Annotated in this window: 8 protein-coding genes; all 8 read left to right on the forward strand. The window is 72.3% G+C overall.

Annotated elements, in window-relative coordinates; genetic code table 11:
- Positions 1 to 310 precede the first annotated feature (310 nt).
- Positions 311 to 1,018: a mycofactocin biosynthesis peptidyl-dipeptidase MftE gene (gene mftE / locus ABT288_RS29345; RefSeq protein WP_351613848.1), complete on the forward strand. Its 708-nt coding sequence runs from the start codon at positions 311 to 313 to the stop codon at positions 1,016 to 1,018.
- Between the two features lie 43 nt (positions 1,019 to 1,061).
- Positions 1,062 to 4,121 carry an AfsR/SARP family transcriptional regulator gene (locus ABT288_RS29350; protein WP_351613850.1) on the forward strand — a complete coding sequence of 1,020 codons (3,060 nt, stop codon included), beginning with the start codon at positions 1,062 to 1,064 and terminating at the stop codon, positions 4,119 to 4,121.
- A gap of 66 nt (positions 4,122 to 4,187) precedes the next feature.
- Positions 4,188 to 5,426, forward strand: a complete 1,239-nt coding sequence (locus ABT288_RS29355; protein WP_351613853.1) for an FAD-dependent monooxygenase — start codon at positions 4,188 to 4,190, stop codon at positions 5,424 to 5,426.
- A 323-nt stretch (positions 5,427 to 5,749) separates the two neighbouring features.
- On the forward strand, positions 5,750 to 7,228 hold the full coding sequence (locus ABT288_RS29360; protein WP_351613856.1) for an AMP-binding protein: 1,479 nt from the start codon (positions 5,750 to 5,752) through the stop codon (positions 7,226 to 7,228).
- The gene (locus tag ABT288_RS29365) at positions 7,225 to 8,472 is read left to right on the forward strand and encodes a type III PLP-dependent enzyme domain-containing protein (RefSeq protein ID WP_351613859.1); all 1,248 of its coding nucleotides are present in this window, start codon (positions 7,225 to 7,227) and stop codon (positions 8,470 to 8,472) included. The genes ABT288_RS29360 and ABT288_RS29365 overlap by 4 nt, the downstream gene beginning before the upstream one ends.
- The gene (locus ABT288_RS29370; RefSeq protein ID WP_351613861.1) at positions 8,465 to 8,965 is read left to right on the forward strand and encodes a cobalamin B12-binding domain-containing protein; all 501 of its coding nucleotides are present in this window, start codon (positions 8,465 to 8,467) and stop codon (positions 8,963 to 8,965) included. Before ABT288_RS29365 ends, ABT288_RS29370 begins: the two co-directional genes overlap by 8 nt.
- Entirely contained in the window at positions 8,962 to 10,299 is a 1,338-nt protein-coding gene (locus ABT288_RS29375; RefSeq protein ID WP_351613864.1) for a methylaspartate mutase, read from the forward strand. The genes ABT288_RS29370 and ABT288_RS29375 overlap by 4 nt, the downstream gene beginning before the upstream one ends.
- Before the next feature lie 129 nt (positions 10,300 to 10,428).
- Positions 10,429 to 14,957, forward strand: a 4,529-nt coding sequence (locus ABT288_RS29380; RefSeq protein WP_351613866.1) for a type I polyketide synthase, incomplete at its 3' end; no start/stop codon positions are given.

Genomic DNA, 14,957 nt, shown 5'->3' on the forward strand with positions numbered 1-14,957 from the left:
CACCCACCGTGCCGGCGCCGCATCGGCCGGGACACCGGAGCCGGGACGCGCCGAAACAGCGGGGCCGATGCCGGGGCCGCGCGAGGACAACGGCACGCGGCCCGCGCGAACAGCACGACGTGCGACCGGAGCCGAAACCGGGCGGACGGCGGCGAGGCTCGGCGCGGTGTCGGCCGGGACGCCGGGGACGGACGTGCCGAAGGCCGAGGCCGGGGGCGCGCGCACGGAACGACATGCCGCGCGAACAGAACGACCGCGCGAGGCCGCCGTCGGCCCGCGCAGTCCTGGGAGACGGAAAGGTGTGAGACGGATGCCCGAGCCGCGCAGGCTGGCCGGGACGACGTGGCCGGAGATCGCCGCCACGGCCGACCGGAGTGTCCTGGTCGTGCCGGTGGGGTCCACCGAGCAGCACGGGCCGCATCTGCCCTTCACGGTGGACACGGACATCGCGCTCGCGCTGGCGGAGCGGCTGGCGGCGGCCCGGGAGTGGGTGGTGCTCGCCCCGCCCGTGCACTACGGCTCCAGCGGAGAACACGCCGGGTTCCCCGGCACCCTGTCGATCGGGCAGCAGGCCACCGAACTGCTGCTGACCGAACTGGGCCGCTCCGCCGACGCGTTCGCGGCCGTCGCGTTCGTCTCGGCGCACGGCGGCAACGCCGGTCCGGTGCGGCGCGCGGTGGAGCGGCTGCGCGGCGAGGGGCGCCAGGCGTACTTCTGGGAGCCGAAGGGGGATCCGGCCGACAGTCACGCCGGACAGGCCGAGACCTCGGCCATGCTGGTGCTGCGGCCCGGCGCCGTTCGACTGGAACGGGCGGAGGCGGGGGACACCCGGCCGTTGTCCGTCGTCCTGCCCGAGCTGCGGCGCGGCGGGCTGCGCGCGGTCAGCGTCAACGGGGTGCTCGGGGATCCGACCGGAGCCCGTGCGGCCGGCGGGCGGCTGCTGCTGGACGCCTGGGCGGCTGGTCTGATCGCGGCCAGCGGATCCTGGCGTCCCGGCCACAACCCGCACCAGCCGTAACCTGCGGTCCAGTTGACGGATGGGTATGGGACACAATCTGACTGTGCAGTTCACGATTCTGGGTCCGATGGAAGTGCGGGACGCCGAAGGCGAACCGCTGGAACTGGGCGGTCCGCGGCCGCGTTCGGTCCTCGCGCTCCTGCTGTCGTCCCCCGGCCAGGTGGTGACCACGGACCGGCTGATCGACGAAGTGTACGGTGACGAGCCGCCCGCGGGCGCCGCCAACGCCCTCCAGTCCCAGGTGTCCCGGCTGCGGCGTCGGCTCGGCGTGCGGATCGAGTCGCTGCCCACCGGCTATCGGCTGGACATCGATCCCGACGACGTCGACGCGCACCGGTTCGAACGCCTCGCGCAGCAGGGACGACAGGCCCTGGCGGCGGGCGACCACGCACGGGCCGGCTCGCTGCTGCGGGAGGCCCTCCAACTGTGGCGGGGACCGGCCCAGACGGGGCAGGCCGAGCGGTTGGAGGAGCTGCGCCTGACGGCGAGCGAGGACCGCTTCGAGGCGGAGCTGGCCCTGGGCGAGGCGGCGTCCCTGGTGCCCGAACTGCAGGAGCTCGTCGCGGCGCACCCGCTGCGCGAGCGGCTGTGCGGCCAGTTGATGCGGGCGCTGCACGGCAGTGGCCGGCAGGCCGAGGCGCTGAGCCTGTACGAGCGGACGCGGGCAACACTCGCCGAGGAACTCGGAGCCGACCCTTCGCCCGAACTGGCGGCTGTGCACCTGGAGTTGCTGCGGTCCGCGAGCGCTCCGGCGCAGGCCGCCCCGCGGGGGGTGCCCGCCCAGTTCACCAGCTTCGTGGGCCGGGAGACGGAGTTGCGCCGCATCGGCGACCTGCTGCGCAGCGCGCGTCTGGTCACGCTGATCGGACCCGGTGGCGTGGGCAAGACGCGGCTCGCCGTGGAAGCGGCCGGCCGGGAGACGGGCGATGTGTGCTTCGTGGAGCTGGCGCCGCTGGCGGACGGCGCACAGATCGCGGCCGCCGTGCTCGGCGCCCTGGGGCTGCGGCCCTCGTCGGGCGGCGGCCCGGACTTCGAGGAGCGTCTGGTCACCGCACTCGCCGAGCGGTTGCTGCTGCTGGTCCTGGACAACTGCGAGCACGTCCTCGAGGACACCGCCCGCCTGGCACGCCGGCTGCTCGGGCAGTGCCCTGGGGTGCGGGTGCTGGCGACCGGCCGCGAGGCTCTGGGGCTGACCGGTGAGGCGCTGTGCCCGCTGTCCCCGCTGGAACCCCGGTCGGCCGTACGGCTGTTCCAGGACCGGGCGGCGGCGGTGTCCCCAGCTTTCGCGGCTCGCGCGGAGCAGGACGAGCAGGCCTCGGTCGTGGAGCGGATCTGCGTCGCCCTGGACGGACTGCCGCTGGCGCTGGAACTGGCGGCGGCCCGGCTGCGGACGCTGTCGGTGGAGGATGTGGCCGCCCGCCTGGACGACCGCTTCCGCCTGCTGTCGCGCGGTGACCGCACCGCGGCGCCCCGGCACCAGACACTGCGTGCCGTGGTGGAGTGGAGCTGGGAGCTGCTGGACGACGACGAACGGGCGATGGCCCGCAGACTGACGGTCTTCGCGGGCGGGGCGACCCTGGCGGCCGCCGAGGCGGTCTGCGGACTGCCCGACGCGGAGGAGCTGATCGACTCGCTCGTGAGCAAGTCGCTGCTGGAGGCCCGCGACGGGCGGCTGAGGATGTTCGAGACGGTGCGGGCGTTCTGCGCCGAGCGGCTGGCGGACTCCGGGGAGGAGGAGCGCTTCCGCGCGGCCCATGCCGGGTACTTCCTGGCGCTGGCGGAGCGGGCGGAACCCTTCCTGCGCCGCACGGAGCAGGTGGAGTGGCTGGCGCGGCTCGCCGCCGAGCAGGACAACTTCCAGGCGGCGCTGCGCTGGTCGGTGTCGGCGGACGCGGTGCTCGGGCTGCGTCTGATGTCGGCCCTGACCTGGTACTGGTGGCTTCGCGGCCTGCATGGCGAGACCGCCCCGCTGGCCGCGGCCCTGCTGGCGACTGCGGGCGACGAACCACCCGCGGAGCTGGTGGAGGAGTACGTGCTGTGCGTGCTCAACGCCTATGCACAGGACCGCTCGTCCCCGGCGGCCGACTCCCGGCTGGACCGGGTGGAGGACATCCTGCGGGACCTGCGCAGGCCGCTTCGGCGGCCGGTGCTGACCGTGCTGTGGGCGGTCATCGGCGGGCCGGGCCGGGCGTCCGACGACAGCGTCCGGCGCCGCCAGATCGGCTCGGACACCTGGTCCAGGGCGGTCAGTCTGATGGGAGGCGGCTTCGAGCCCTGGTACGAGGGACGCCCGGGCGAGGCGGAGGAACAGTTCGCCACGGCGCTGGCGGGTTTCCGGGAGACCGGGGACCGCTGGGGCATGGCGAACTCACTCGATCCGCTGGCGATGTTCGCCGACTGGCGCGGGGACCGGCGGCTGGCCCTGGCCAGGCTGGACGAGGCGCTCCGGCTGGTCGGCCAGCTCGGTGCCCCCGAGGAGACCGCCGACCTGCTGCGCCGCCGCGCCGACGTCCTGCTGCACGACGGCGAGCTGGACCAGGCGGTGACACACTACGAGCAGGCTGCGGAGGTGGCCCGGCGCATCGGCATCCTGGACAAGGTGGCCGCGGCGCAGCGCGGGCTGGGCGACGTGGCACGGCTCTCCGGCAAGACGGCCGAGGCACGTCACTGGTACGAGCGCGCGATGGCCTCGGTCGCGGACGGCTGGACCGGGGCCGCGGAGATACAGCAGGTCTTCACCGGGCTCGGCCGCACCGCGGAGTCCGAGGGGCGGGTGGCGGAAGCCCGGTCCTGGCACGAGCGTGCGCTGACCCTGGCGCAGGAGCGCATGACCCCGGCCGAACTGGCGGTCGCCGCCGAGGGCTTGGCCGGGCTGGCCGTGTCGGAGGGGGCGGGGGAACGCGCCGCCGTACTGCTCGGGGCGGGGGTGACGCTGCGGGGCATGCCGGTCGCCGGGGATCCCGACGTCGCGCGGATCGCCGCCGCAGCCAGGGAACTGACCGGCGAGGAGGCGTACGCGCGCGCCTACGGCCGGGGTCTCGCGCTGTCCCAGGGAGGAGCGCTGACCGTCCTTGGTCAGGGACGGTCAGCGGACGGTACCTGACCGGTAAGCGGCCCCGAGCATGCTCTGTTCCGGAAGCGGAAACGACGACCGGACGAGGAGCATCCCATGAACGAGACCCCGCGCCAGCCCCTGCAGGGCATGACCGTGCTGATCTCCGGCGCGAGCGTCGCCGGCCCGGCGCTGGCCCACTGGCTCAGCGGCTACGGCTGCACGGTGACCGTGGTCGAGAAGGCCCCGGCGCTGCGCGGGGGCGGCTTCACCGTGGACTTCCGCGGCGACGCCCACCGGACGGTGCTCCAGCGGATGGGCATCTGGGAGGAGATCCACCACCACCAGACCCACATGGGCGAGCAGGTGATGCTCGACGCCGCCGGCCAGGAGCAGCTGACGCTGCCGCCGGAGTTCATGAGCGGCGAAGTGGAGATCTTCCGCGGTGATCTCTCCCGGATCCTGTACGAGCGGACACGGCAGAGCGTGGAGTACGTCTTCGGTGACTCCATCACCTCGCTCTACGACTGCGGTGACGGGGTGTGGGCCGGCTTCGAGCGGTCGGCACCGCGCCGCTTCGACCTGGTGGTGGGCGCGGACGGGCTGCACTCCAACGTGCGGCGGCTGGCCTTCGGGGACGAGTCCCGGTTCCTGCACCACCTCGGCTACTACGTCGCCGGTTTCGACGCCCCCAACCACCTCGGTCTGGACCGCTCCGCCCGCTGGTTCAACGCCCCGGGCCGGGCGCTGAGCATGTCCAACTACGGCGACAGCCCGGACCGGGCGATCGTCTCCATGGTCTTCTCCTCCCCGGAGCTGTCGTACGACCGGCACGACATCGCCCAGCAGAAGCGGATTCTCGCCGACCGGTACGCCGGTCTCGGCTGGGAGGTGCCCCGGGCGCTGCGCGACCTCGACGCGGCGGAGGACCTCTACTTCGACGCGCTCGCCCAGATCCGCATGGACCGGTACTCCAAGGGCCGTGTGGTGCTGCTCGGGGACGCCGGCTACGGCGCCACCATGGGTGGCATGGGCACGGGGCTGGCCATCGTCGGCGCCTATGTGCTGGCCGGGGAACTCGCGCTGCACCGCGATCACCGCACCGCGTTCGCCGCCTACGAGGCCGGGATCCGGGAGTTCGCCGAGGGGTGCCAGAAGACTGCGGCCGGCGCCGGGGGGTTCCTCGCGCCGGCAACGGACAAGAAGATCCGCAGCCGCAACCGCACCTACCGGATGCTCAGCTCCCGTCTGATGTCCGGCATCTTCGACCGGCTCTCGGTGAAGGCGGCCAACAACATCCGGCTCACGGACTATCCGGCGGCGGTCGGCACGTCGGCGGCCTTCGCTGCCGCGTAGCCCGTGGCACGGGCCGCGTCCCGTCCGGGTCAGGTGACCCGGACGGGACTTTTTACATGCCGCGTTCCGGCGGCGGTCCAGGGAAATTCGAGGCTCGTCCCCCCGTGCCCCGGAACTCTGGGCATTCTGCGGTACGGACCCTTTGATAGGGGGAGTTAGGGGTTTGACCGCTCCTCCCTCCTCCATACCGTGGTCGTCGAGGTTTCGTTCCGGGATTTCGTCCCGGGATATCAACGAACCGAGCCATAACTCGAGGCAGGAGTGCGGCCTTGGTCAGCCACTCGTATTCGGCACGCGAAGACACAGGAAAACTTGTCCATGGCTTGCTGGACGACGCCGCCGCCGAAGTGCCGGACGCTCCCGCGATCCGTGACGGGTCCGGATCATGGACGTACCGGGAACTGAGCGAATACAGCCAGGCGTTCGCCCTCTGGCTGCGTGAGTCGGGTGTCGGCCGGGGCGACCGCATCGTGCTTCAGCTGCCGACCGGGCGGGAGCTGGCGGCCATGTTCTACGGGGCGGCCCGGTGCGGTGCCGTCTTCGTGCCGGTCAACCCCAGTATGAAGACGTACCATCTGCGCCACGTCGTCGCCAACGCCGAACCCAGGCTGCTCATCGGCGACGCCGCGACGGCGGGGAATCTGCGGGAGATCGCGAGCCCGGTGCACCAGCTGGACCAGGTGTGGGCCCAGGTGGAGGAACTGCGCGGCAGCGCCGACCGCTTCGAGCCCGAGCCGGTGCGCCCCGACGACGTGGCGACTCTCATCTACACCTCGGGCAGCACCGCCGCCCCCAAGGCGGTCGTGTGCCCGCACTCCCAGGTGACCTTCGCCTCCCGCGCGCTCACCGAGGCACTCGGCTACCGGTCCGACGACGTGGTTTTCTGCCGGTTCCCGATGTCCTGGGACTACGGCCTGTACAAGGTCGTGATGACGTGCGTGGTGCGCTGCGAGATCGTGCTCGCCGACCGGGAGTCCGACCTCCTGCTGCTGCGGCGGATGCGGGAGGTCGGTGCCACGGTGGTGCCGATCGTTCCCTCGTTCGCCTCGATGATCCTCAGCCTGTCCCGTCGGCACGAGGGCGGTCTCCCTCCGGTGCGCATGTTCACCAACACCGGGGCGGCCCTTCCGCAGTCGACCATCGACGCACTGCGCGAGATGTTCCCGGGCGTCCGCGTGGTGCGCCAGTACGGCCAGACCGAGGCCAAGCGCATCACCGTGATGCCGCCCGACGAGGATCTCCAGCGCCCCGACTCGGTCGGTCTGCCGCTGCCCGGCACCCGGGTGCTCATCCTGGACACCGAGGGACGCGAGGTGCCCACGGGCGAGGTGGGGGAGATCGTCGCCGTGGGCCCGCATGTGATGCCGGGCTACTGGAACAGCCCGGACACCACCGCGAAGGCCTTCCGACGGCTGCCCGCGACCGGTGAACCCTGCCTACACACCGGTGACTACGGCTGCCTCGACGCGGACGGATACCTCTACTTCCGCGGTCGCCGGGACGACATGTTCAAGCGCAAGGGCTTCCGGATGAGCACCCTGGAGATCGAGGGCGCCGCGATGGACATCCCCGGGGTCAGGGCCGCCGCCGCCATCCCGCCGAGCGAGCGGCACGACCTCGCGCTCTTCGTGGAGAGCGACCTGAAACCGGCCACGGTCCTCAAGGAGATGGCGGCCCGCCTGGAGCCCGCGAAGGTCCCCGCGCTCTGTCGCGTCCTGACCGACTTCCCCCTCACCCAGCACGGCAAGAACGCCCGCCAGGCACTGACCGAACTGCTGCTCGTCGAGGGGAGCGGACGATGACCGCCCGGACACCGGACCCGACCGACCTCGCCCGCCGCTACGGCACCCCGCTGTACGTGTACGACCTGGACCGGGTCCGCGCCGCCCGGCGTGACCTGTTCGGCTGGCTTCCCGACGGGTTCGAGGTCTTCTACGCCTTCAAGGCCAACCCGCACGTCGATCTCGTACGGGCGCTGCGCGAGGGCGACGGCCCGGCCTGCAAGGCCGAGATCAGCTCGACGGGCGAGCTGGCGGCCGCACTGGAGGCCGGGTACCCCGGCACCGACATCCTCTACACCGGTCCCGGCAAGACCCCCGGGGAGCTGCGCGAGGCGATCGCGAGCGGCGTGCGCTGCTTCTCCGCCGAATCCCTGACCGACCTGGAGCACATCGGCGAGTCCGCGCTGGAGCACGGCGTCGTCGCCGACTGCCTGCTGCGGATCAACAGCGCCAAGGCCGGCGCCACCACCAGTATCCGGATGACCGGCGTACCCACCCAGTTCGGCATCGACAGCGAGACGATCCCCGACATCGCCCAGCGGCTGCGCGAGGTGCCGGGCACCTCGATCGCCGGTCTCCACCTCTTCTCGCAGAGCAACGCGCGCGACGAAGCGGCACTGATCGGTGAGCTCACGCACACCATCGCCGTGGCCGCGGCGATCGAGGAGGATCTCGGCGTTCCGCTGCGCCTGCTCGACATCGGCGGCGGCTTCTCCGTGCCGTACGCCCAGGCCGGCGAGCGTGCCCGCTACCCCAAGCTCAAGGCCGAGCTGGAGGCCTCGCTGGACGTGCACTTCCCCCGCTGGCGCGAGGGTACGCCGCGGCTGGCGGTGGAGTCCGGACGGTACCTGGCCGGCGACAGCGGCACACTGGTGGCCCGGGTCAGCAACGTGAAGGTCAGCCGGGGCAAGAAGTTCGTGATCCTCGACGCCGGCATCAACACCTTCGGCGGGATGTCCGGGCTGGGCCGGCTGCTTCCGGTGTCGGTGCACGTCCCGGCCGACGGTGAGACCGAGCAGGCCAGCCTGGTCGGGCCGCTGTGCACGCCGGGCGACGTACTCGGCCGTCAGATCGAGGTGCCGGTGCTGTCCCCCGGTGACCTCGTGCGCATCCCCAACGCGGGGGCGTACGGGCCCACGTCCAGCCTGCTGATGTTCCTCGGCCGCCCGGCGCCCACCGAGGTCGCGGTCGGCGGCGGCGAGATCGTCTCCGTCTCCCGCATCGAACACGTACGCACCTGGGTCGAGGAGCGTGGCGATGACTGAGCGGACGGCCGTGGAGACGACCGAGCGGGCGTATCCGGCCCCCTCGCGCGGGACCGTGGTCATCAGTTCGCTGGCCTCCGATTCCCACACCTGGAACCTCGTCTTCCTCCAGCTCCTCATCGAGGAGTGCGGGTACGAGGTGGTGAACCTCGGACCGTGCGTGCCCGACGAACTCCTGGTCGCCGAGTGCAGCGCGCGCCGGCCGGAGATGATCGTCATCAGCAGCGTCAACGGGCACGGCCACCAGGACGGCATGCGGGTCATCGAACGGCTCCGGGACTGCGATCCGCTCGCCGCGACGCCCATCGTGATCGGCGGAAAGCTGGGCACGGACGGGGGCGAGGGGCAGGACCGTACGGGCGAGCTGATCGCGGCCGGGTTCGACGCGGTCTTCGAGGACGGCAAGGAGCCGATCGCGGCGTTCCGGACCTTCCTCGACGCACTGCCGCGGCCCGTGCAGCGGTTCACCGAAATGCCCAGGATCTCCGCATGACCGGGACCCCGCCGGTGCGGCCCCAGGAGGCCCGGCCGCCGGTGGACTTCGGGGAGTTCGTGCGTACGGCGGGCGGCCATGGCCGCCTGGTCGTACAGCCCCGAATGGGCTTCGGCGACCCGGAGAAGATGCGCGAAGGACTGGCGGCCACGAAGGCGGCGGAGGCCACCACGGTGGGCACCCTGACCCTCGACAGTTACACCAGGGTGGGCGACCTGGAGGCGGTCGAGAGCGCTCTGCGCAGGGGAATCGACCTCAACGGCTACCCGGTCGTCACCCATCCGCCCGCCACCACCGCCGCGGTGCTGGACGGGCTGCGGGACGACACCTTCCCCGTGCAGATCCGGCATGGCTCCGCCACGCCCATCGACATCTTCTGGGCGATGATGCGGCTCCGGCTCAACGCGACCGAGGGAGGCCCCGTTTCCTACTGCCTCCCCTACGGGCGTACGCCGCTTGCCGACGCCGTCCGCAACTGGGCGGGCTGCTGCGAACTCTTCGCGCGGTTGCGGGAGGTGGGGATCGAGCCGCACCTGGAGACGTTCGGCGGCTGCATGATGGGACAGCTGTGCCCACCCAGCCAACTGGTCGCCATCAGCCTCCTGGAGGCGATGTTCTTCGCCCAGCACGGCATCCGTTCGCTGTCGCTCAGCTATGCGCAGCAGACCGACATGCGGCAGGACCAGGAGGCGGTGGCCGCGCTGCGCAGGCTCTGCGCGGAACTGCTGCCGACCCGGAACTGGCACATCGTGATCTACGCCTACATGGGGGTCTACCCCGAGACCTCCCGGGGCGCCTACGGGTTGCTGGCCAGGGCCGCCGAACTGGCCGTGACGAGCGGTGCGGAGCGGCTCATCGTCAAGACGGCCGCGGAGGCCCGCCGCATCCCCACGGTCTACGAGAACGTCCTGGCACTCGAATACGCGGCGCACTCCGCACGAGTGGCGGCACGCCAGGAGACTCCGGACGCGGCCGGGATCCCGGCCGACTCCCAGACCTACCTCGAGGCGCGTGCGCTGGTGGAAGCCGTCCTCGGACTCGACGCCGATCTCGGACGCGCCCTGCTCACCGCGTTCCGCCGCGGGTACCTCGACGTGCCGTACTGCGTGCACCCCGACAACGCGGGCCGCACACGCAGCCGTATCGATTCCGACGGCAGGCTCCGCTGGACGGATATCGGGAATCTTCCACTGGCCAAAATCGCGGAGCTGGGGCAGTCGAGAAGGATTACCTCGGCGGACCTGATGAATGACCTGTACCACGTGCGGCGCACGTTCGACGAACCGCCGCAGGAGCTCGGTGAACCGATCACCGCGCAGCTCGTCCACGATTAGTGGACCAGTAGGGGCGCATTAGGGGTGTGGATGCGTACAGGCCCCGCCCTAGTGTGTCGACTCCGGGTGTATCCCGGATATTTGACCATTCCTGGCATGGCGACAGCAATTTAGGTGTGGAGTGTGCCGATGAGCGGGTCCGGAAGCAGCTTCATTTCTGACTCCCAGCACGAGCCGGACGGCGCCCCGGACTCCCGGTCGGCTCTGGTGCGTCGGCTGGAGCCGATGCCGGCCGCCGAACAGGTCCGGGTCCTGCTCGACCTGGTGCGTGCCGAGTCTCTGGAGATCCTGCGCGCGATCCGCCCGGAACCGCCGGCCTCGGTCCACCCCGAGCTGCCCTTCAAGGAGCAGGGCCTGGACTCTCTGGGGCTGGTCGCCCTGCACACGCGGGTGAACGAGGTCACCGGACTCGCCCTGCCGCCCACGGTCGCGTTCGACCACCCCACTCCGGCCTCGCTCGCTGCCTTCCTGCGCGCCGAACTGCTCGGCTCCGGCGCCGAACCGGACATCGCCGCCCCGGTGACCCGGCTGGCGGCGGACGACGACGATCCGATCGTGGTGGTCGGCCTCGCGTGCCGCTTTCCCGGCGGCGTCGAGAACGCCGACGACCTGTGGACACTGGTCAACGACGGCCGCGAGGTGCTCTCGGACTTTCCCACCGACCGCGACTGGGACCTGGAGAACCTCTTCGACCCGGACCCGGCCACGCCGCGCAAGAGCTATGTGACAAAGGGCGGGTTCCTCGACACCGCCACGCAGTTCGACGCCGACTTCTTCGGCATCAGCCCGCGCGAGGCGCTCGCCATGGACCCGCAGCAGCGGCTCGTCCTGGAGACCGCCTGGGAGGCCCTGGAGGACACCGGGATCGCCCCGGACTCGCTGCGCGGCAGCCGCACCGGTGTGTTCATCGGCGCCGAGGTCCACGACTACGGCGTCAAGGCGAGCGAGGCTCCCGAAGGCCTCGACGGCTACCTGATGATCGGCACCGCGCCCAGCGTCGCCTCGGGACGGATCTCGTACACGCTGGGGCTGGAAGGCCCCGCGATGACACTGGACACCGCCTGCTCCGGCGCCGTCGTCTCACTGCACCTGGCCGCTCAGGCGCTGCGCCGGGGCGAGTGCTCGCTCGCGCTCGTCGGCGGTGTGACCGTGATGGGCAGCCCCAGCATCTTCACGTCCTTCAGCCGCCAGCAGGGCCTGGCACCCGACGGCCGGGTCAAGGCGTTCGCGGCGGCCGCCGACGGCACCGGATTCTCCGAGGGCGTCGGCCTGCTCGTGGTCGAGCGGCTCTCCGACGCCCGGCGGCTCGGCCACACCGTGCACGCGGTGGTCCGCGGCACGGCCGTCAACCAGGACGGCGCCAGCAACGGCCTGACCGCGCCCAGCGGCATCGCGCAGCAGCGCCTGATCCGCCAGGCACTCGCCGACGCCGGACTGACCTCGGCGGACGTGGACGCCGTCGACGCCCATGGCACGGGCACCAGGCTGGGCGACCCGATCGAGGCGCAGGCGATCCTCGCCACCTACGGCCAGGACCGCCCCGAGGACGAGCCGCTGTGGCTCGGCTCCGTCAAGACCAACCTGGGTCACACCCAGGCGGCCGGCGGCGCGGCCAGCATGATCAAGATGATCATGGCGATGCGGCACGGCACTCTGCCCACGACCCTGAACGTCGACGAGCCCTCTCCCAACATCCGCTGGGAGTCCGGCAACGTGCGCCTGCTCACCGAGTCCCGGCCGTGGGTACGCGGCGACCGCCCGCGCCGGGCCGGTGTCTCCGCCTTCGGCATCAGTGGCACCAACGCACATGTGATCCTGGAGGAGCCACCCGCCCTCAAGGACGCCGGCACCCCCGTGCGGGACATCCCGCAGCCGGCCGCCCGGGTCCTTCCCCTGGCCGTCTCGGCGGGCTCCGCCCCGGCCCTGCGCGCCCAGGCCGAGCGTCTGCTCGCCTTCCTGGCCGACCGGCCCGAGGCCGGCCTCACCGACATCGGGTACTCGCTGGCCACGACACGCGCCACGCTCCCGCACCGGGCGGTCGTCCTGGCCGACGACCGCGCCGGCGTCGAGCGCGCGCTGCGCGCGGTCGTCGGCGAACACTCGGCACCCGGTCTGTTCCTCAACCCGCTGGGCCAGGGCGCCGACACCGCGGGGCGGCTCGCCTTCCTGTTCACCGGACAGGGCAGCCAGCGGCTGTCGATGGGCCGCGAACTGTGCCGCACCCACCCGGTCTTCGCCAAGGCCCTCCAGGACGCCGTCGGCCACCTCGACCTCCAGCTCGACCTGTCCCTGTGGGACGTACTCTTCGCCCCCGAGGGCAGCCCGGAGGCGGAGCTGCTGCACCAGACGCGGTACGCGCAGTGTGCGCTGTTCGCCGTGGAGGTGGCACTGTTCCGGCTCGTCGAGTCCTGGGGGGTGCGCCCCGACTACCTGGCCGGACACTCCGTGGGTGAGCTGGCCGCCGCGCACGCCGCCGGTGTGCTGAGCCTGGAGGACGCCGCGACGCTGGTCGCCGCCCGGGGCCGGCTGATGCAGGAACTGCCCGCCGACGGCGCCATGGTGGCTCTCCAGGCCACCGAGGACGAGGTGCTGCCGCTGCTGACCGACCGGGTGAGCATCGCCGCGATCAACGGGCCGTCCTCCGTCGTCGTGTCCGGCGAGGAGAGCACGGTCCTGGAGATCAAGGCGCACTTCGACGGGCTGGGCCGCAAGACCAAGCGGCTGCTGGTGAGCCATGCCTTCCACTCGCCGCTGATGGAGCCGATGCTGGCCGAGTTCCGCCGCGTCGCGCAGATCATGACGTACCGGGCTCCGCAGATCCCCGTCGTCTCCAACGTGACCGGGCAACTGGCCACCACGGAGCAGCTCTGCTCGCCGGAGTACTGGGTCGAGCACGTCCGTGAGGCGGTCCGTTTCGCCGACGGCATCCGCTTCCTGGAGACCGCCGGGGTCACCCGCTACCTCGAACTCGGCCCGGACGCCGTGCTGTCGGCGATGGGCCAGGAGTGTGTCGGCGGCAGCACGCAGGCCACCTTCGTCGCGGCGCTGCGCCGTGACCGCGACGAGCAGCGCGAGCTGCTCTCCGCCCTGGCCCTCCTGCACACCTGCGGCACCCCCGTCGACTGGGCCGCCTGCTACGACGGCCTGGACGCCCGCAGGATCCCGCTGCCCACCTACGCCTTCCAGCGCCGCCGCTACTGGCTGAGCGCCCCGTCGTCGAACGGCGACCCGGCCGGCCTCGGCCAGACCGCGGCGAGCCACCCCCTGCTGGGTTCCGTACTGACCCTGGCGGAGGGCGGCGACGGCACCGGCGGCGTGGTGCTGACCGGACGGGTCTCACTGCGTTCCCATCCGTGGCTGGCCGACCACGTCATCGCGGGTGTCCCGCTGCTGCCCGGCACCGCCTTCGTGGAACTCGCCGTGCGGGCGGGCGACGAGGTCGGCTGCGCGCTGGTCGAGGAGCTGACCCTCGAGGCCCCGCTGGCGCTGCCCGTCACCGGCGGTGTCGCGCTCCAGGTGGTCATCGGCTCCGCGGACGCGGACGGCCGTCGCACGGTCGGTTTCTTCTCCCGTCCCGAGGACGCCTCCGACGAGGGCTGGACACGGCACGCCACCGGTGTGCTCGCCGCATCCGCGGCCCAGGAGGCGACCGCCGAGTCCTTCGGCATGACCCAGTGGCCGCCGTCCGGCGCCGAGTCCGTCGACATCACCGCGCTGTATCCGGACATGGCCGAGAACGGCTACGGCTACGGCCCTGTCTTCCGCGGGCTGCGGGCCGTGTGGCGGCGCAACGGCGAAGTGTTCGCCGAGGTCGCCCTGGACGGCGACACCGCCTCCCGGGCGGGCGCCTTCGGGCTGCACCCTGCCCTGCTGGACGCCGCGCTGCACGCCACCGACTTCGCCTCGCCCGAGCCCGTCCCGGACGGCACCCGGCTGCCGTTCGCCTGGACCGGTGTGTCGCTGTACTCCGCCGGCGCGTCCGCGATCAGGGTCCGGATCACCGCGACCGGCACGGATTCGGTCTCGCTGTCGGTCGCCGACGCGTCAGGGGCGCCGGTGGCCCGGATCGACTCCTTCGTGCTGCGCCCGGTCGACACCGGGCAGCTGCGTGCCGCGCACGGCGGCGCCGCCACGCCGCTGCGGGTGGAGTGGTCCTCCGTCACGGCCCCGGCGGCCTCCGGCGCCGACGGCTGGAGCGTGCTGCGCCTCGACGGCTCCGACGGCGACATCCTCGACGTGGTGCGCGCCCACACGGGCCGTGTTCTGGCTCACCTGCAGACCTGGCTGGCCGACGAGTCCGGGGACGACACCCGGCTCGCGGTCGTGACCCGGGGCGCGGTCGCCGCGGCTGCCGGCGACACCGTCGATCTGGGGCTCGCCCCGGTGTGGGGCCTGGTGCGTGCGGCGCAGGCGGAGCATCCGGGCCGGATCGTCCTGGTCGACGCCGACACCGGCACCGACGACCGGCTGCTGTCCTCGGCTCTGGCCACCGGCGAGCCCGAACTGGCCGTTCGCGGCGGGGAGATACGTGTCCCGCGCCTGGTGCGGCCCGCGGAGTCCGGGGAGGGGACGGCCGCTGTCTGGGACGCGGAGTCCACCGTGCTGATCACCGGCGGCACCGGCGGCCTCGGCGCCCTCGTCGCCCGCCACCTGGTCAC

The sequence above is a fragment of the Streptomyces sp. NPDC001093 genome (genome assembly GCF_040298985.1).
Lineage (GTDB): Bacteria > Actinomycetota > Actinomycetes > Streptomycetales > Streptomycetaceae > Streptomyces.

What these genes read in the sequence shown, in the direction of transcription:
- mftE (WP_351613848.1), top strand. Translation starts at nt 311, where the DNA reads ATGCCCGAGCCGCGCAGGCTGGCCGGGACGACGTGGCCGGAGATCGCC.
- ABT288_RS29355 (WP_351613853.1), top strand. Translation starts at nt 4,188, where the DNA reads ATGAACGAGACCCCGCGCCAGCCCCTGCAGGGCATGACCGTGCTGATC.
- ABT288_RS29375 (WP_351613864.1), top strand. Translation starts at nt 8,962, where the DNA reads ATGACCGGGACCCCGCCGGTGCGGCCCCAGGAGGCCCGGCCGCCGGTG.
- ABT288_RS29370 (WP_351613861.1), top strand. Translation starts at nt 8,465, where the DNA reads ATGACTGAGCGGACGGCCGTGGAGACGACCGAGCGGGCGTATCCGGCC.
- ABT288_RS29365 (WP_351613859.1), top strand. Translation starts at nt 7,225, where the DNA reads ATGACCGCCCGGACACCGGACCCGACCGACCTCGCCCGCCGCTACGGC.